Annotated in this window: 13 protein-coding genes; 4 read left to right on the top strand and 9 right to left on the bottom strand. The window is 65.6% G+C overall.

The window, feature by feature from the left end; all coding sequences use genetic code 11:
- On the top strand, nucleotides 1-1,227 hold the full coding sequence (locus tag LG367_RS16510) for a UbiH/UbiF family hydroxylase (RefSeq protein WP_226470405.1): 1,227 nt from the start codon (nucleotides 1-3) through the stop codon (nucleotides 1,225-1,227).
- A gap of 150 nt (nucleotides 1,228-1,377) precedes the next feature.
- On the opposite strand, the gene LG367_RS16505 is transcribed toward LG367_RS16510, so the two are convergent.
- The 5 genes from LG367_RS16505 to LG367_RS16485 form a co-directional block, all read right to left on the bottom strand.
- Nucleotides 1,378-1,770, bottom strand: coding sequence for an EF-hand domain-containing protein (locus tag LG367_RS16505; protein WP_226470360.1), 393 nt, complete (start codon nucleotides 1,768-1,770; stop codon nucleotides 1,378-1,380).
- 139 nt (nucleotides 1,771-1,909) lie between these two features.
- A complete protein-coding gene (gene rlmM / locus LG367_RS16500) occupies nucleotides 1,910-2,962 on the bottom strand; it encodes a 23S rRNA (cytidine(2498)-2'-O)-methyltransferase RlmM (protein ID WP_226470359.1) in 1,053 nt (350 codons plus the stop codon).
- 148 nt (nucleotides 2,963-3,110) lie between these two features.
- A complete protein-coding gene (locus LG367_RS16495) occupies nucleotides 3,111-3,686 on the bottom strand; it encodes a nucleoside deaminase (protein ID WP_226470404.1) in 576 nt (191 codons plus the stop codon).
- A complete protein-coding gene (locus LG367_RS16490; RefSeq protein WP_226470358.1) occupies nucleotides 3,686-4,099 on the bottom strand; it encodes a hypothetical protein in 414 nt (137 codons plus the stop codon). The genes LG367_RS16495 and LG367_RS16490 overlap by 1 nt, the downstream gene beginning before the upstream one ends.
- Nucleotides 4,100-4,300: 201 nt before the next feature.
- Nucleotides 4,301-6,019, bottom strand: a complete 1,719-nt coding sequence (locus LG367_RS16485) for a glutamine--tRNA ligase/YqeY domain fusion protein (protein WP_226470403.1) — start codon at nucleotides 6,017-6,019, stop codon at nucleotides 4,301-4,303.
- A gap of 213 nt (nucleotides 6,020-6,232) precedes the next feature.
- On the opposite strand from LG367_RS16485, the gene LG367_RS16480 reads away from it, so the two are divergent.
- Nucleotides 6,233-7,156, top strand: coding sequence for a DMT family transporter (locus LG367_RS16480; protein ID WP_226470357.1), 924 nt, complete (start codon nucleotides 6,233-6,235; stop codon nucleotides 7,154-7,156).
- Nucleotides 7,157-7,197: 41 nt separating this feature from the next.
- On the opposite strand, the gene LG367_RS16475 is transcribed toward LG367_RS16480, so the two are convergent.
- Entirely contained in the window at nucleotides 7,198-8,853 is a 1,656-nt protein-coding gene (locus LG367_RS16475; protein WP_226470356.1) for a peptide-N4-asparagine amidase, read from the bottom strand.
- A gap of 185 nt (nucleotides 8,854-9,038) precedes the next feature.
- Here LG367_RS16475 and msrA point away from each other — a divergent pair, with 185 nt between their 5' ends.
- Complete coding sequence (gene msrA / locus LG367_RS16470) at nucleotides 9,039-9,689, top strand: peptide-methionine (S)-S-oxide reductase MsrA (RefSeq protein WP_226470355.1); 651 nt, start codon at nucleotides 9,039-9,041, stop codon at nucleotides 9,687-9,689.
- 91 nt (nucleotides 9,690-9,780) lie between these two features.
- Here msrA and LG367_RS16465 read toward each other — a convergent pair whose 3' ends face one another.
- The 3 genes from LG367_RS16465 to ahpC form a co-directional block, all read right to left on the bottom strand.
- Nucleotides 9,781-10,713, bottom strand: a complete 933-nt coding sequence (locus tag LG367_RS16465; protein WP_226470354.1) for a LysR substrate-binding domain-containing protein — start codon at nucleotides 10,711-10,713, stop codon at nucleotides 9,781-9,783.
- A gap of 28 nt (nucleotides 10,714-10,741) precedes the next feature.
- A complete protein-coding gene (ahpF, locus tag LG367_RS16460) occupies nucleotides 10,742-12,322 on the bottom strand; it encodes an alkyl hydroperoxide reductase subunit F (RefSeq protein ID WP_226470402.1) in 1,581 nt (526 codons plus the stop codon).
- A gap of 206 nt (nucleotides 12,323-12,528) precedes the next feature.
- Nucleotides 12,529-13,092 (bottom strand): alkyl hydroperoxide reductase subunit C, encoded by a 564-nt coding sequence (ahpC, locus tag LG367_RS16455; protein WP_226470353.1) that lies wholly within the window; start codon nucleotides 13,090-13,092, stop codon nucleotides 12,529-12,531.
- A gap of 485 nt (nucleotides 13,093-13,577) precedes the next feature.
- Between ahpC and LG367_RS16450 the strand changes: the two genes are divergently transcribed.
- Nucleotides 13,578-16,274, top strand: coding sequence for a M1 family metallopeptidase (locus tag LG367_RS16450; protein ID WP_226470352.1), 2,697 nt, complete (start codon nucleotides 13,578-13,580; stop codon nucleotides 16,272-16,274).
- Nucleotides 16,275-16,284: the final 10 nt, after the last annotated feature.

The raw sequence follows: 16,284 nt of genomic DNA, 5'->3' as shown, positions 1-16,284 counted from the left end.
ATGCACTCTGCAAGCGGACACATTGGAAGCAGGCGTTCCAGAAGCAGGCGCGTGGATGTCGCGGTGGTCGGCGGTGGCGTGGTCGGTGCCGCTTGCGCGCTGGCCCTGGCGCGGCTGGAACTCGATGTCGTGCTGGTGGAAGCGGCCGAGCCATCGGCGTGGTCCGCCGCTTCGCCCGATCTGCGCGTCTACGCGTTCGCGCCGGACAATGCGGCGCTGCTCGATACCCTTGGCGTATGGCCGCAGGTACGCGCCGCGCGCGTGCAACCCTATCGCCACATGCGCGTGTGGGATGCCGCGGGCGGTGGCGAACTGCATTTCGACGCGGATGCGCTCGGACGACGCGAGCTCGGCTGGATCGTCGAGCACGGCCTGCTGGTCGATCGTCTCTGGGCGGCGCTGCCGCAGGCGGGTGTCGACGTGCGTGCGCCGCTGCGCGTGGAAGGCCTGGAGCAGGACGGCGAAGGCGCGGAAAACGCTGGTGTCACCTTGCGTTTCGACGATGGCAGCCGGCTCGAAGCTCGACTGGCGATCGCCGCCGATGGCGCCGATTCGATGCTACGCAAACTCGCCGGCGCCGAAGTCGCCGCGCACGATTACGCGCAGCGCGGCGTGGTGGCATTCGTGGAAACGGACCTCCCGCATGAGGACACCGCATGGCAGCGCTTCCTGCCGGGCGGTCCGCTCGCTTTCCTGCCGTTCGTCGGCGGACAAAGTTCGATCGTGTGGACTTTGCCGCAAGGACAAGCCGCCGAAGTGCTGGCGTTCGACGATGCCGCTTTCTCGCAGGCGCTGACGCGTGCCTTCGATGCGCGCCTCGGGCAAGTGCGCCCGGCATCGCGCCGCGTCGCGTTCCCGCTGCGCCGGCAGCTGGTGGATCGCTACGTGGCGGGTCGCGTGCTGGTGATCGGCGATGCCGCGCACGTGGTGCATCCACTCGCGGGGCAGGGCGTCAATCTCGGATTGCGGGATGTCGCCGGACTTCGCGATGCGGTCGCCGCCGCGCTCGCACGCAACGCCGACTGGTCATCGCCTTCGCGCCTCGCGCGCTGGGCGCGCACGCGCAAGAGCGAGAACGCGGTCGCCGCATGGACGTTCGACGGCATCAATCGCGTTTTCTCCAGCGACGGCATGCATCGCACGTTGCTGCGCGGGCAACTGCTCGGTCTTGCCGGAAAACTGCCGCCGGTGACGGCGGCGCTGTGGCGCCGCGCCGCCAGGCTTTGATTTCCCTTCTCCCGCCGGGAGAAGGTGGCGCGTAGCGCCGGATGAGGGCGGGGAATGACTGGCCAGGGAGCGTTCTTTGGCCAGTGATTTTCCGCCCTCATCCGCCCCTTCGGGGCACCTTCCCCGGAGGGGGAAGGGTGAATACAGGCATCACATGATCCAGCCAGCCAGCGCCTGCTTGTCGAGACAGCCCTTGTGCTTCTCGTCCACGGCGCGGAATTCCGCCGTGAGCGTCGCATTGACCTTGGCCTCGGCGCGGCTGATGCAGCCGTCGTGATTCTTGTCGAGTGCGTCGAAATCGATCTTGTAGTCGCCGACGATCGAATTGGGTTCGACCGACTTCACCGTGACCTGACCCGTTGCCGCGGCGGCGGGAGGTGGTGTCTGCGTGGTTGGCGCCGATTGCTGCGGCATCGGTTGCGTCTGCGGTTCGGCAGGCGGTACCTGATCCTGCGTGACCGCATCCTGGGCGAAGGCGATGGCCGAGCCCGCGCAGGCCGCGAGCAGTGTGAGCGCGAGCGTGCATTGCTTGAAAGTGTTCATGACGTGCCCTTGCTTGTGAGGACATGCGCATCCTGGGCGCGGGATCATCAAGCGGACGTAAAATAATGAATACGTTGGAGATAACACTCAGAGCGAATTCACGATCGGTGATCCGCGCCAGGCGCGATCGAGCACGCTTTTATTGGCGTGTCGTCGCGAAAACCGTGATTTCTTCGCGGTCGTGATACAGCTGGCGTGAACGGATCCGCAACGGCCGCTGCGCCTGCATGGCGAACAGATCGAGACAAAGCTGCGTCTCGTCCCAGCGTTTCTTCATCGGCAGTTTCAGATTGAAGATCGCATGCCGGCACCAGCCCTCGCGGAACCAGGTCGCCATGCGTTCGGCGACGCGGCGCGGCTGCTCGACCATGTCGCACACCATCCAGTCGAGCGGCGTCGACGGTTGCCAATGGAAACCGTCGGCGCGCAGGTGATCGACCAGTCCGGTGTCGAGCACGTGCTGGCGCAGCGGACCGTTGTCGATCGCGCTCACGTGCAGGCCGTGACGCGTCAATACCCAGGTCCAGCCGCCGGGAGCCGCGCCGAGATCGGCGGCGCGCATGCCGGACTGTAGTTGTTGCGCACGTTCGTGATCGTCCAGCAATGTCAGCAGCGCCTCCTCCAGTTTCAACGCCGAACGCGATGGCGCATCGGGGTGCAGGCGCAGGCGAGGGATGCCGAGTGGCCAGGGAGCGCTGTCGGCGGGATCGGCCTGGGCGAGGAGGGCGTGATCGCCCGCGATGAAGCAGACATGCAGTCGCGGCGATGCGGGGTGATCGGTGGCAGTCAACCGTCCTGCCTTGCGCAAGGCAGGGCGCAGGGCGTTGCCGAAGGCGCGCGCGAGCCCGGCCAAGGGTTTGGCTTCATCGCTGTCGGGGTGTTCGACGAGCAGGGCACCGAATTCGGAAGGCAATGGCGGCAACGCTTCCAGCAGCGGCGTGATGCGGTCGCGCGGATCGAGTCCGCGCAGTTCGCCGATCAGGACGAGCTTTTGCCGCGCGAAAATCAGATCGCGCCACGGCAACGCGCGCGACAGGGCAATGGCATCGTCGCATATGAAGCAGACATGGCCGCTGTTGCGCTCGGTCCGCGCATAGCCCGCGCAGCCGGCTTCCGCGGCGCGCGTGGTGAGTTCGGCGGCGAGCTCCGGTTCGAAGCCGGCGCGGCAGTAGCAGAGCAATCCCGTCGTCATTGCCTGCAATGCTCCTTTCCCGTCATTCCTGCGAAAGCAGGAATCCAGCGACTTTCAGCTTGGCAGTCGACATGTTGCAGCAAAGGCACTGGATTCCTGCTTTCGCAGGAATGACGGGGAAAGAAATTCGGCATTGTGATGGTGTGGCTCAGTACTTGGCGCCGCCACGCGTGCCGTACTCGCGCAGCACGTCGCACGCGGCCTCGCGCGCGATGTCGCGCGTGACCTCGACGCCGCGCTTGCCCAGCTCGCCGATCCAGTCGGCCGGCAGCGGGCCTTCGTCGAACTCGGTCAGCGCCATCACGTCCTCGGCGCGCGCGCCGATCAACAGGCGGTCGATGCCCGCCCAGACCGTGGCGCCGTAACACTGGCAGCACGGCTGCGAGGACGTCGCCAAGGTGTAGGAGCCGTCGCGTTCGCCCTGCTCGTTGAGGTTCAAGCGCGCGCGCTGCAAACGCTGCTGCGCGAGCATGTAGGCCATGTTCTCGGCATGGGCGAGCGAAGTATGCTGCGGCAGCACCACGTTGACGCCGATGGCGACGATGCGGTCTTCGGGACCGAACACCACGGCACCGAAGGGCCCACCGGTGCCGGCTTCGATGTTGCGCCGCGAGAGGTCGACCGCGAGCGCGACCTTGTCGTGGTCGGAAGGATAGGGGCGTCCGGCATCGACGGCGTCCTGCACCCAGACCGGAAGCGTGAGGTGGACTTGTGCGTACAACATCATTGGACTGGCTCCTTGGATTCCGACGGGATGAGTGTCTTCTCGCGCGATTCCTGCGAGGGCTCGCAGCGGCCCGCATTGCATTGGCATGAGCTGATTTCGCGGAAGCCGCAGACGCTCATGCGGCCTTCGCGCGCGCATTGCGCCTGCACGGCGGCCGGATCGGTCGGGCTGTCCTTGTTCACGCAGGCGGGCATCGCGCCGCAGCAGTTGCCGACGTTCTTCACCGCGCAGTCGTCATTGGTGCGGCAGGAAACATCCAGCGCCGGCATGGCGCTGCGGACCGGTGGCGAGGGCGTGCTCATCGGCGGTGGCGTGGTCTGTCCGGCGGGATCGCCGGCCGAGGACGACGCGCAAGCCGACGGCAGCAAGGCCGACAGGGCGAGGCAGAGCAGGAGCGCGATTCTGTTCATGAGAAGACTCCGCGAGGATGGCCGGCGTTCTGCAGGACGCGGACGGGAGCGGGAATCTTACCTTTCGTGCCGTTCGCTTGCTCCGGACGCGTGCCCGATTTGACGCGCCGGCGCTGAATTGCATCGACGCATCAGTCTGGAGAAAGCTTTGGAGCGCGCGGAACGGGTGAAAATCTCACGCGTTCCGCGCGTTTGACGATCTCAGCCTTTCGTCGTCCAGGTGTCGCGCAATCCGACGCTGCGATTGAACACGGGCGCATCGCTACGGTGGTCGCGCCGATCGGCGACGAAATAACCGAGCCGCTCGAACTGGAACGACGTCTCCGGCGCGGCCTCCGCGGCGGCGGGTTCGACGTAGCCGCGCACGCTGCGCTTGGAGTCGGGATTGAGATAATCGCGATAGGTCTTGCCTTCGGATTCGTCGTCCGGATCGGCGACCGCGAACAGGCGATCGTAGAGGCGGATTTCCGCCGCCTTCGCATGCGCCGCGCTGAGCCAATGGATGGTGCCCTTGACCTTGCGGTTGGCGCCTTCCATACCGGGGCGCGATTCGGGATCGAGCGTGCCGCGCAGTTCGACGATCTCGCCGGCGTCGTTCTTGATCACTTCATCGCAACGGATGATGCCGGCGCCGCGCAGGCGCACGTCGCCGCCCGGGATCAGGCGCTTCCAGCCCGGCGGCGGCACTTCGGCGAAGTCCTCGCGCTCGATCCACAGCTCGCGCGAGAACGGAACACCGCGCGTGCCCGCCGACTCGTCCTTCGGATGATTGGGGAATGTCAGCGTTTCGACGTGATCTTCCGGCAGATTCGTCAGCACCAGCTTGAGCGGATCGATGACCGCCATGCGTCGCGGCGCGTGCGCATCGAGGTCTTCGCGCAGGCAGGCTTCCAGCACGGAGAAGTCGATTACCGAGTTCTGCTTGCTGATGCCGACGCGGTCGATCAGCAGGCGCAGCGAGGCCGGCGTGTAGCCGCGGCGGCGCAGGCCCTGCAGCGTGGGCATGCGCGGATCGTCCCAACCGTCGACCAGCTTCTCGCCGACTAGCGCCACCAGCTTGCGCTTGCTCATCACGGTGTAGTTGATGTTCAGGCGCGAAAATTCGATCTGGCGCGGCTTGGCGGCTTCGTTCGGCAGGCCGCTGGCGAGCAGCGGCTGCAGCAGTTCGGGCGAGTGGGCGAAATCGACCTTGTCCACGCACCAGTCGTAGAGCGGGCGATGGTCCTCGAACTCCAGCGTGCACAGCGAATGGGTGATGCCTTCGACGGCATCGCCGAGCGCGTGCGCGAAGTCATACATCGGATAGATCGGCCAGGCGTCGCCGGTGTTCTGGTGCGTGACCTTCTTGATGCGGTACAGCGCCGGATCGCGCAGGTTGATGTTGCCGCTGGCCATGTCGATCTTGGCGCGCAGCGTGCGCGCGCCGTCGGCGAACTCGCCCGCGCGCATGCGGCGGAACAGGTCGAGGTTTTCCTCCACCGAACGATCGCGGTACGGCGAATTGCGGCCGGGCTCGGTGAGCGTGCCGCGATATTCGCGCACCTGTTCGGCGCTGAGGTCACAGACGAAGGCGTCGCCTTGGCGGATCAGTTTTTCCGCGGCGAGGTAGTACACCTCGAAGTAATCGGAGGCGTGGCGCAGGTTGGCCCAGTCGAAGCCGAGCCAATGCAGGTCGTCCTGGATCGCCTGCACGAATTCGGGATCTTCCTTGGCCGGATTGGTATCGTCGAAGCGCAGGTTGCACACGCCGCCGAATTCCTCGGCGATGCCGAAGTCCAGGCAGATCGCCTTGGCGTGACCGATGTGCAGGTAGCCGTTGGGTTCGGGCGGGAAACGCGTGCGGATGGCGTGGTGCTTGCCACTGGCCAGGTCGTCGCGAACGATCTGACGAATGAAATCCTGTTTCACAGCCGCCTGCATCGCGGGCGTCGCGTCTTGCACCGTCGTCACGGGGACGGCGGCGGGATCGACGGTGGCGGGGCGGGACGGATGGCTCATCGCGGCAGGGACGCTGTGGGGAAACCGCCAGTTTAGCCGAGGCGGCGCGCGCCCGCGCACGACATCCCGGTCAGAAAACGCCCGCTCGTGCTAGCGTGCGCGCTTGCCGCCGTTCGCGGCCACCGAAATTCCCCCATGCAAGCCCCCCACAAGACCGAATCCCGAGCGCTGGTGTGGATGGCGATCGGCGCGATCATCATCGGTACCAACGGACTGATGGTCCGGATCGCGGAAACGCCCCCGACCGTGTCCGCCTTCTGGCGCCTGCTGTTCGGCGGCGTGCTGGTGCTGCTCTATGCGCGCGCGACGCGGCAATGGCAGTCGCTGCCGCGCCGCGTCTGGCTGTGGGCACTGTTGCCGGGCGCGATCTTCGCCTGCGACCTGTGGCTCTGGCATCGCAGCATCCTGCTGATCGGGCCGGGGCTGTCGACGCTGCTGGCGAACGCGCAGGTGTTCTTCATGGCACTGGCTGGTGTGCTGCTGTTCGGGGAGCGTCTGGGGCCACGCTTCCTGATGGGCATCCTGCTGTCGTTCTTCGGCCTGTGGCTGATGCTGGGCGGCAGCTGGGCGACGCTGCCGCCTGCGTACCGCTGGGGCGTCTGGATGGGGCTGGCGACCGGCCTGTCGTATGCGATCTTCAATGTCGGGCTGCGGCGTACGCAGCAGGTGGCGCATGTCGATCCGTCGCGCCCGGCGCCGGTGGCGCAGGTGCTGGGAATCGTGTCGCTGATCGGGGCCGCGGCGCTTGGCATGGCCGGCGTGGCGGAGGGAACGTCGTTCGCGATTCCGTCGCTGAAGTCGTTGTTGGTGTTGCTCGCGCTGGCGGGCATCGGGCATTGCTTGAGCTGGGTGCTGATCTCCAAGGCGATGTCGCACCTGCGCGTGGCGGTGATCGGCCTGATGCTGTTGTTGCAGCCGATCGTCGCCTTCCTGCTCGATGTGGCGCTGTTCGATCGCCTCACCACGTCGCGCGAATGGCTGGGGCTGGCCTTCACGCTGGCCGGCATCTTCCTGGCCAGCTTGAAGGGACGCTCGCGGTTGCCCGAGCAGCCGACGTAGCGCTCGGTCCCGCTCCCGTGCGTGGGAGCGGGCGAAGGGCGTCAGCGACAGCCGTTGCTGTCGGTGCTCACGAAGCCGTTCTGTTGCGAGATCGTGCGGTCGTAGCAGGGCAGTGCATTGCTGCTGTGGCGATGACGCTGGGTGGAATGCCCGATGGCATGGCGCTGGTCGCGCGGCACGCCGTAATTCCAGCCCGCCTCGCCGTCGAAGCTGTTGTCCTTGATCAGCCAACGTGGCAACAGGGAAGCGCCGCCGAGGGCCAGTGCGTTGGCCTTGTCGTAGATCTTCAGCCGGGTGGTAATGCGGTAGTAGCTCTGGCCCGCGACGGGCTCGAAGCTGATCATGCCGTCGAAGCCGAAGGATTGCGCATCGGTCGAGACTTCCGGCAATCGTCCCGGCAAGGTGGTGGTGACCACCGACGTGTCGTTCCAGTCGCCGACCACGCCGTCGTGGTATTCGCCTTCGTCCCAGGTGTGCGTGTTGGTATTGCCGACGGCGCGCTTGACGCTGACGAGCCGGTAGCCGCGCGAGCCGCGCAGCCATCCCTTCACTTCAAGCTGGTGCCCGCCGCGCGTGGCCACCTGCGAGCGGCCGTCGGGCAAGGTGCTGAACACCGGCGCGTTCTGCATGTCGCCGAGCTTGTAGGTCAGCAGGCCGCCCTGCGTGCGCCGGCCGTGCGGATCGCGCCAGACCTGCAGGTTGGGCTGCATTTCCCAGCCGCTGGCGCTCGGGTCGAGTCCGGCGATGCGGAAGCGGATCTCGTGCGGCTTACCGTCGTTGACCAGCCCGATGAAGGGCGTGAGTTCGTAGCGGATCGGTTCGATGTTGAAGGCGCGCGGCGCGGGGATCACGTACCAGAGGAACGGATTCGACCAGCCGCCGGTGTAGATGTGCGGATAGGGCATGGCGATGCCGGCGACGCGGCCGTCGATCAGCACCTGCACTTCGCGATACGGGCCCGGACCCGGGCAGGAATAGCCAGTGCTCGTCGGTGCGATGAAGTACCAGAATTCCTCGCAACCGCCACCGGAGCCCGTGGCATAGACCTCGGCCTGCCAGCGTTCGGCATCGATCGGCAGCACGTAGTCGCCGATCAGGTCGGCGCCGTCGCGGCGCGGCGCCGAGAGCGGCTGCACCGCGTCGGCCGTCTGCGCGGCCGGATGCTTGCGGTCGGCCTGGTAGAACACCACGCGCGCCTTCACGTAGATCACGCCGGTGTAAGTGTCGTTGACGACGTTGCCGAGATACATCGCCGTGGGTTGCGGCGTTTTCAGCAGCGGCGCGTAGGCGGTGATGTCCTTCTCCACGTGCCATTGGATGCCTTCGCGCGAGGGCTCGGGCGTGCTGGTGCGGAACACCGTGACACCGCCGATCTCCAGGTGCGAGATCCGGTCGTATTGCACGCCCTTCACCGCACCGTCCATCTCCAGCACGATCTTGTTCCAGGGGCCTGGGCAACCCGGTGGCGGCGCGATGCTGCTGAGATAGGGATCGAAATTGTCGAAGCCGTGATCGACGATCTGCACCGAGCAGGATTTCGTATCCGGACGCGCGACGGCGGGATCGGCGGTGCGCGGATCGTCCCAGTCGGTGCCGAATTCATCCGCCGCATGGACCACGGGAGCGAGCAGGGTGCCGAGCACGAGCAGGCCGGCGGCGAGGTGGGAAAGGGAGCGGAACATCGGATCGGCGGGCATGGCGGACTCCAGGGCTGGATGGCGGCGTTGCGGCTCGGGCACGCCCCCCGCATACCCTGACGCGGCTAGGTTACAAGAGCGGTTCGGATCGTCCTGATGCACCCGCACAACTCGGGTGCCGCGGCATCTTGAATCCTTCGCTCGCAGCCGCAGATTGTGTTCGTCCCCCCTCCGCGGAGCCGACCATGTTCGGAATTGGTGCCTACAAGCAACGCATGCCGCAACCCAATAAGGCGCTGCCGGGACGCAGCAGCGAAATGCCGCTGCACAACGCTCACCACATTCACGGACGTCCGCTGCGCGGCGATTTCGCCGGACTGAGCCGCGTGCAGTTCGGCATGGGCTGCTTCTGGGGCGCCGAACGCAAGTTCTGGTCGATTCCCGGCGTGGACACCACGGCGGTCGGCTATGCCGGCGGCTACACCCCAAACGCCACGTACCGCGAAGTGTGCAGCGGCGAAACCGGCCACGCCGAAGTGGTGCTGGTGGTGTACGACGAGGCGAAGGTGTCCTTCGACGATCTGCTCAAGGTGTTCTGGGAGAACCACGATCCCACCCAGGGCATGCGCCAGGGCAACGACGCCGGCACCCAGTATCGTTCCGCGATCTATTGCGAGACGCAGGCGCAGTACGACGCCGCTGTCGCCAGTCGTGACGCCTATCAGCGCAGGCTGAGTGAAGCCGGTTATGGCGAGATCACGACGGAAATCGTGTTCCCCGCGCCGACGTTCTATTACGCCGAGGACGACCACCAGCAATATCTGTCGAAGAATCCGCATGGTTACTGCGGATTGGGTGGTACCGGCGTGAGTTGTCAGATCGGGCTGGAAGCCTGAGCTGTCTGTCGCTTTTACTTGTCATTCCGGCGAAAGCCGGAATGACGAGCGAGAGGATTACGCCAATCCCGCTTCGCGGAAGGGCAGAGCTTTAAGCCGCGCGTCCCGGCAGCGCTTTCGTCGGTTCTTCGAGCAAGTCCTTCGGCAGATCGCGAAAAACTTCGGCCAGCTGCCGCAGGAACGCATCCATCGCCGAACTCTTGCGCCAGATCATGGCGATCTCGCGGCTCGGATGGGAATCGCGGAAACCCAGCAGATGGATGCTTTCCGATCGGGCCACCGGCGGCTTCACCGCCAGTGTCGGCAGCAGCGTGACGCCGACGTTGGCGGCAACCATCTGCCGCAGCGTTTCCAGGCTGGTGGCGCGGAACTCGCTCTTCTCGGTGGCGCCGGACAGATGGCAGACATCCAGCGCCTGCTCGCGCAGGCAATGACCATCCTCCAGCAGCAGAAGGCGCTGGTTGGCCAGTTCCTTCAGCAATAGCGAATCCTGCCGCGCCAGCGGATGCGATTCCGGTACCGCGAGCAGGAACGGTTCCTCGAACAGGAATTCGGTATGCAATTGATCGTCGTGCAGCGGCAGTGCCAGCAGCGCGGCATCGAGACGGCCTTCGCGCAGTTGCGTCAGCAGCACGTCGCTCTTTTCTTCGACCAGCAAGAGTTCAAGCTGCGGAAAACGCGCGCGGATCAGCGGCACGACATGCGGCAGCAGATACGGACCGAGCGTGGGGAAGATGCCCAGGCGCACCGTGCCCGCTTCCGGGTCCTGGCTGCGTCGCGCCGCTTCGCGCATCTGTTCGACGTCGGCGACGATACGGCGCGCGCGTTCGGCGACGTCGCGCCCGGCCGGGGTCAGCATCACCTTGCGTGGCGCGCGTTCGACCAGCGCCACGCCGAGTTCTTCTTCCAGCTTCCGGATCTGCGTCGACAGCGTCGGCTGGCTGACGAAGCTCGCCGCCGCCGCCTTGCCGAAATGCTTGTGATCGGCAAGGGCGACGAGATATTTGAGATCGCGCAGATTCATAACCGCATCCCTCCGATGCGTGCCATGTTCAGGCGGCCGCCGCTTCCGTTTCCACAGGCGCGGTGGTGCGAATCAGGTGATCGAACGCGCTCAGCGCCGCCTTGGAGCCTTCGCCCATCGCGATCACGATCTGCTTGTACGGCGTGGTGGTGGCATCGCCTGCCGCGAACACGCCCGGCACCGAGGTGCGGCCATGCGCATCGACTTCGATCTCGCCGCGCGGGGACAGCGCCACCGTGCCCTTCAGCCATTCGGTGTTGGGCAGCAGGCCGATCTGCACGAACACGCCTTCCAGTTCGAGGCGATGCGCATCGCCGCCGACGCGATCCTTGTAGATCAGGCCGTTGACGCGCTGGCCGTCGCCGAGCACTTCGGTGGTCTGTCCCGACGTGATCACGGTGACGTTGCCGAGACTCTTGAGCTTGCGCTGCAGCACGTCATCGGCGCGCAGCTGGGCATCGAACTCGATCAGCGTGACGTGCCGGACGATACCGGCGAGATCGATCGCCGCTTCCACGCCGGAATTGCCGCCGCCGATCACCGCCACGCGCTTGCCCTTGAACAGTGGGCCATCACAGTGCGGGCAGTAGGCCACGCCCTTGTTGCGGTACTGCTCCTCGCCGGGCACGTTCATCTGCCGCCAGCGCGCGCCGGTGGAGAGGATCACGGTCTTGCCTTTCAGCGACGCGCCGTTGGCGAGCTTCACCGTCGTGTAGTCCGGGCCGGGCACGAGTGCTTCCGCGCGCTGCAGATTCATGATGTCGACGTCGTACTGGCGCACGTGCTGCTCGAGCTGCGCCGCCATATGCGGACCTTCGGTTTCCGGCACCGAGATGAAGTTCTCGATCCCGAGCGTATCGAGCACCTGGCCGCCGAAGCGTTCCGCGGCGATGCCAGTGCGGATGCCCTTGCGCGCGGCGTAGACGGCCGCCGCGGCACCGGCCGGGCCGCCGCCGACGATCAGCACGTCAAAGGGATCGCGCGCGTCGATCTTCGCCGCCTCGCGCTTGGATGCGCCGGTGTCGAGCTTGGCGATGATTTCCTCCACGCCCATGCGGCCCTGGCCGAATGGTTGGCCGTTGCGGTAGACGGTCGGCACCGACATCACTTCGCGCGCGTCGACCTCGTCCTGGAACAGCGCGCCGTCGATGGTGACGTGGCGGATGTTCGGATTGAGCACCGCCATCAGGTTGAGCGCCTGCACCACGTCCGGGCAGTTCTGGCAGGACAGCGAGATGTAGGTTTCAAAGACGTGCTCGCCTTCGAGATGGCGAATCTGCTCGAGGACTTCGGCGCTCGCCTTGGACGGATGTCCGCCGACGTGCAGCAGCGCCAGCACCAGCGAAGTGAACTCGTGACCGAGCGGAATGCCGGCGAAGTAGATGCCGAGATCCTCGCCGGGACGCGAGATCGAGAACGACGGAATGCGCACGTCGCCGCCGCGATGTTCGACCAGGGTGATCTTGTCCGACAGCACCACCAGATCGTCGAGCAGCGCCTGCATCTCGTGCGATTTCTCGCTCTCGTCGAGCGCGGCCACCAGTTCCACCGGCTGCGTGATCTTTTCGAGGTAGGCCTTGAGCTGGGTTTTGAGTTCGGCGTCGAGCATGGGGATGGATTCCATCTTGCGTTGGCTTCGACTGGCTGGGGGGATTACGCCGCGAAGCGATAGGAGAGAGTGAAGAGGGGCGAAGAACGAGCGGGATGCGGGGGAGGGGGACGGCACCGGCCCGCCTTCGCGCCTCTTCACTCGCACCTGAGGGGGCTTGGTGCGAGTCCGTGGCCGAAGCGTGCTCCGGCCACGGTGTTGCAGGTTCAGATCTTGCCGACCAGGTCCAGCGACGGCTTCAGGGTCTTCTCGCCCTGCTTCCACTTGGCCGGGCAAACCTCACCCGGATGCGAGGCGACGTACTGCGCGGCCTTGATCTTGCGCAGCAGCTCGCTGGCGTCGCGGCCGATGCCGTTGTCGTGGATTTCGGCGGTCTTGATCACGCCTTCCGGGTTGATGATGAAGGTGCCGCGCAGGGCCAGGCCTTCTTCCTCGATCAGCACGTCGAAGGCGCGCGCCAGCTTGGCGGTGGGATCGCCGACCAGCGGGTACTTCACCTTGCCGATCGCGTCGGAGGTGTCGTGCCAGGCCTTGTGGGCGAAATGGGTGTCGGTGGAGACGCCGTAGACCTCGACGTCGAGCTTCTTGAACTCGTCGTAATGATCGGCGAGGTCTTCCAGCTCGGTCGGGCAGACGAAGGTGAAGTCAGCCGGGTAGAACACGAACACGGACCACTTGCCCTTCAGCGAGGCATCGGTGACTTCGACGAACTCGCCGTTGTGGTAGGCGGTAGCCTTGAACGGCTGCACTTCGGTATTGATCAGGGACATCGAGGTTCCTTTACAGGTGGGTGAAGGGGGAGGGAGAGGCACCGGGTCTGGCCGCGGCGTTGAAGTAGCTTAGGCGGTGCCTATCGATATGTGAAATTGATAATAGATATACTATCAATAGGTTTTGCCTATTGAAACAATCGGATTGTGCTTTCGCACATTTCGCGTGGGATGTGGGGCGGGGTGCCGGGTCGGGCTCTATTTCGCATGAGCTGGCCAGTCCGGAAGGGCGCCGGGTGCGCAGCGAGCGCGAAGCTCGATGGTGGCCGATCGCATGCCGCTGCTTGTCGAGCGATTTGACGGCATGCCTGGCTCGCAAGCATCGCCGGATTGTTCACGGGCGAAGTGGCAAAAAGAGAATGCACGGCTGATGCATGGTGCGATCGGTGGTGCAGCCGCACGATGCGGGTGCGATGTAACTAACGACACATGCCGCATCCCCCTGTCCGACGTACGCTCGCGCCTTTTACCGCCAAGGCCAGACCATGCATCTGCTTCGCAGCAAAACGTTCCGGATCAGTACGTTGACGAGTGCATTGCTGGCCTGTGCCGGCATCGCCCATGCCGCCGATCAGGTGCCCAAGGGACCGCTGCCGCGCACGGTGGTGCCGTCGCTGGTGCAACTGGAACTCAAGCTCGATCCGAAACAGCAACGCTTCAGCGGCAAGACCCGCATCGAAGCGAACGTGGCGGAAGCGACCGACACGATCTGGATGCATGGCCGCGATCTGAAGATCGACAAGGCCGAGGCGGTGCTCGCCGATGGCAAACGCATCGCGTTGAAGACGGAGAACGCCGACGTCTCCGGCGTGCTCAAGCTCAGCGCGGGCGAACAGATTCCGGCGGGCAAGGTGACGATCGAGATTGCATACGACGCCCCGTTCGGTGAATTGCAAGGCGCCTACCGCGTCAAGCCGGACGGCAGCGACTACGTGGTCACGCAGATGGAACCGCTGGGCGCGCGCAACACGTTCCCCGGATTCGACGAGCCGAGCTTCAAGCAGCCGTGGGACATCACGCTGATCGTGCCGAAGGACGACGTCGCCGTGGCGAACACGGCCGAGGAAAAGACCGAACAGCTGGCCGACGGTTGGAAGAAGGTGACGTTCCGCCGCACCGAAGCCTTGCCGAGCTATCTGATCGCCTTCGCGGTCGGTCCTTGGGATGTCCCCGTCGGTCCCGACATCGCGCCCAATGGCTCGCGTACCACGCCGCTGAAGCTGCGCGGCATCGCCGCGAAGGGGCAGGGTGCGCGCATGGCGTATTCGCTCAAGCACACGCCGGCGATCGTGAAGGGGCTGGAAGATTATTTCGGCATCCCGTATCCGTTCGACAAGCTCGACAACGTCGCCGCGCCGGATTTCTGGGCGGGCGCGATGGAGAACGCGGGGCTGATCGTCTATCGCGATGTGCTGATGTTCCCGGACGAGAATTCCAGCGCGAGATTGCTCCAGGCCTACTGGGGTGTCAGCGCGCACGAACTCGCGCACCAGTGGTTCGGTGATCTGGTGACGATGCGCTGGTGGGACGACATCTGGCTCAACGAGGGCTTCGCCACCTGGATGGGCAACAAAATCCACGGCCAGCTCCGGCCCGAATCGCACATCGATCGCGATCTGCTGGAAGGCGTGATCGAAGCCATGGACGCCGACCGGCTCGCCACCACGCGTCGCATCCACGAGCCGATCAAGGATTTCACCGACATCCAGTCCGCGTTCGACGGCATCACCTATCAGAAGGGCGCGGCCACGCTCGGCATGTTCGAGCACTACATCGGCGAGGACAAATTCCGCGACGGCGTGCGCAACTACCTGCAGGCGCATGCGCGCGGCAATGCCACCAGCGCGGAGCTGATCCAGTCGGTGGCCGAGCAGAGCAAGGAGCCCGAGCGCGTCGCCAAGGCTTTCGCCAGCTTCATCGATCAGCCTGGCGTGCCGTTCGTGAAGGTCGATCTGGCCTGCGGCGCGGGCAAGCCCGCGATCACGGTGCAGCAGCAGCGCTATCTGCCGCTCGGTTCGAGCGCGAGCCGTGATCAGACATGGGGCATTCCCCTGTGCGTGCGCTACGCCGACGGCAACGCCGTGCGTGAGGAATGCACGCTGGTGACCGAGGCGCAGACGCGTGTCGAACTCAAGCAAGCACAAAGCTGTCCGGCCTGGGTGATGCCGAACGCGCACGGCGATGGCTACTACCGTTTCTCGCTCGCGCCGAAGCTGCAGCAGGCGCTGTCCGGCGCCTTCGCGAAGCTCGATCAACGCGAGCAGCGCATGTTCGCCGACTCGGCCATCGCCGCTTACGACGCGGGTGATCTCACGCCGAGCGATCTGGTCAAGACGCTGCCGCAATTCGCGAACGCCGACGTGCGTCAGACGGTGACGACGGGAATGGGCGAGGTCAGGTGGATGGACGAACGCCTGTTCAAGGATGACGCCTCCCGCGCGGCATTCCGCGCCGGCATCGCCGACATCTACCGGCCACGCCTGGAGAAGTTGGGAACGTCGTTCCAGGGCAAGGAAGCCGACGATACCCGCATCCTGCGCAGCAGGCTGATCGGCTTCTTCGCGCGCACGCTCGACGATGCGGCGGTCCGCAAACAGCTCGCCACGCAAGGGCGCGCCGTGCTCGGTCTGGACGGCGACGGCAAGCTGAAGCCCGATGCCGCGCCGCGCGACATCCGCGGCCTCGCCATGACCGTGGCGGTGCAGGACGGCGGCAAGGCGGCATTCGATTCCGCCGAACAGCATCTGCGCGCGACGCAGGATCCAGAACTGCGCGGCGATCTGGCCGCCGCGCTCGGCAGTTCGCGTGATCCGCAACTGGCCGAACGCGCACGCGCGCTGGCGCTCGAGGCAGGCTTGCTGCGCAGGAACGAGATTCCCGACATCCTCATGGGCCAGGGCGAGAAACCCGAAACCCGCATCGCGCTGCGGCAGTGGCTCGACGGCAATTTCAAGACGCTGGAAGCCAAGCTGGCGCCAGCGGGTGCGCGTCTGCTCGATCTCTACGCGATGGGCATGTGCAGCCGCGAGGAGGCACAGGAATTGCAGACCAAGTTCGCCAAGCGCATGGAAACCATCGAAGGCGGCCCGCGTGCGTTGACGCAGGCCATCGAGGGAGTCGAGCTCTGCGCCGCGCAGGTGGACGCGCGCGCGGGCAAGGCGCCGACGTTCGCGGGCAAATAAGCGAGGGCAG

The sequence above is a fragment of the Luteimonas panaciterrae genome, from assembly GCF_020511115.1.
In the GTDB taxonomy this organism is placed as follows: Bacteria; Pseudomonadota; Gammaproteobacteria; order Xanthomonadales; family Xanthomonadaceae; genus Luteimonas; species Luteimonas panaciterrae.
Note: the sequence above shows the minus strand (reverse complement) of the source record. Positions and strands in the feature narration are given on the sequence as shown.

Coding starts and splice junctions, on each gene's coding strand:
- LG367_RS16510 (WP_226470405.1), top strand. CDS start 1: ATGCACTCTGCAAGCGGACACATTGGAAGCAGGCGTTCCAGAAGCAGG.
- LG367_RS16505 (WP_226470360.1), bottom strand. CDS start 1,770: ATGAACACTTTCAAGCAATGCACGCTCGCGCTCACACTGCTCGCGGCC.
- rlmM (WP_226470359.1), bottom strand. CDS start 2,962: ATGACGACGGGATTGCTCTGCTACTGCCGCGCCGGCTTCGAACCGGAG.
- LG367_RS16495 (WP_226470404.1), bottom strand. CDS start 3,686: ATGTTGTACGCACAAGTCCACCTCACGCTTCCGGTCTGGGTGCAGGAC.
- LG367_RS16490 (WP_226470358.1), bottom strand. CDS start 4,099: ATGAACAGAATCGCGCTCCTGCTCTGCCTCGCCCTGTCGGCCTTGCTG.
- LG367_RS16485 (WP_226470403.1), bottom strand. CDS start 6,019: ATGCAGGCGGCTGTGAAACAGGATTTCATTCGTCAGATCGTTCGCGAC.
- LG367_RS16480 (WP_226470357.1), top strand. CDS start 6,233: ATGCAAGCCCCCCACAAGACCGAATCCCGAGCGCTGGTGTGGATGGCG.
- LG367_RS16475 (WP_226470356.1), bottom strand. CDS start 8,853: ATGCCCGCCGATCCGATGTTCCGCTCCCTTTCCCACCTCGCCGCCGGC.
- msrA (WP_226470355.1), top strand. CDS start 9,039: ATGTTCGGAATTGGTGCCTACAAGCAACGCATGCCGCAACCCAATAAG.
- LG367_RS16465 (WP_226470354.1), bottom strand. CDS start 10,713: ATGAATCTGCGCGATCTCAAATATCTCGTCGCCCTTGCCGATCACAAG.
- ahpF (WP_226470402.1), bottom strand. CDS start 12,322: ATGCTCGACGCCGAACTCAAAACCCAGCTCAAGGCCTACCTCGAAAAG.
- ahpC (WP_226470353.1), bottom strand. CDS start 13,092: ATGTCCCTGATCAATACCGAAGTGCAGCCGTTCAAGGCTACCGCCTAC.
- LG367_RS16450 (WP_226470352.1), top strand. CDS start 13,578: ATGCATCTGCTTCGCAGCAAAACGTTCCGGATCAGTACGTTGACGAGT.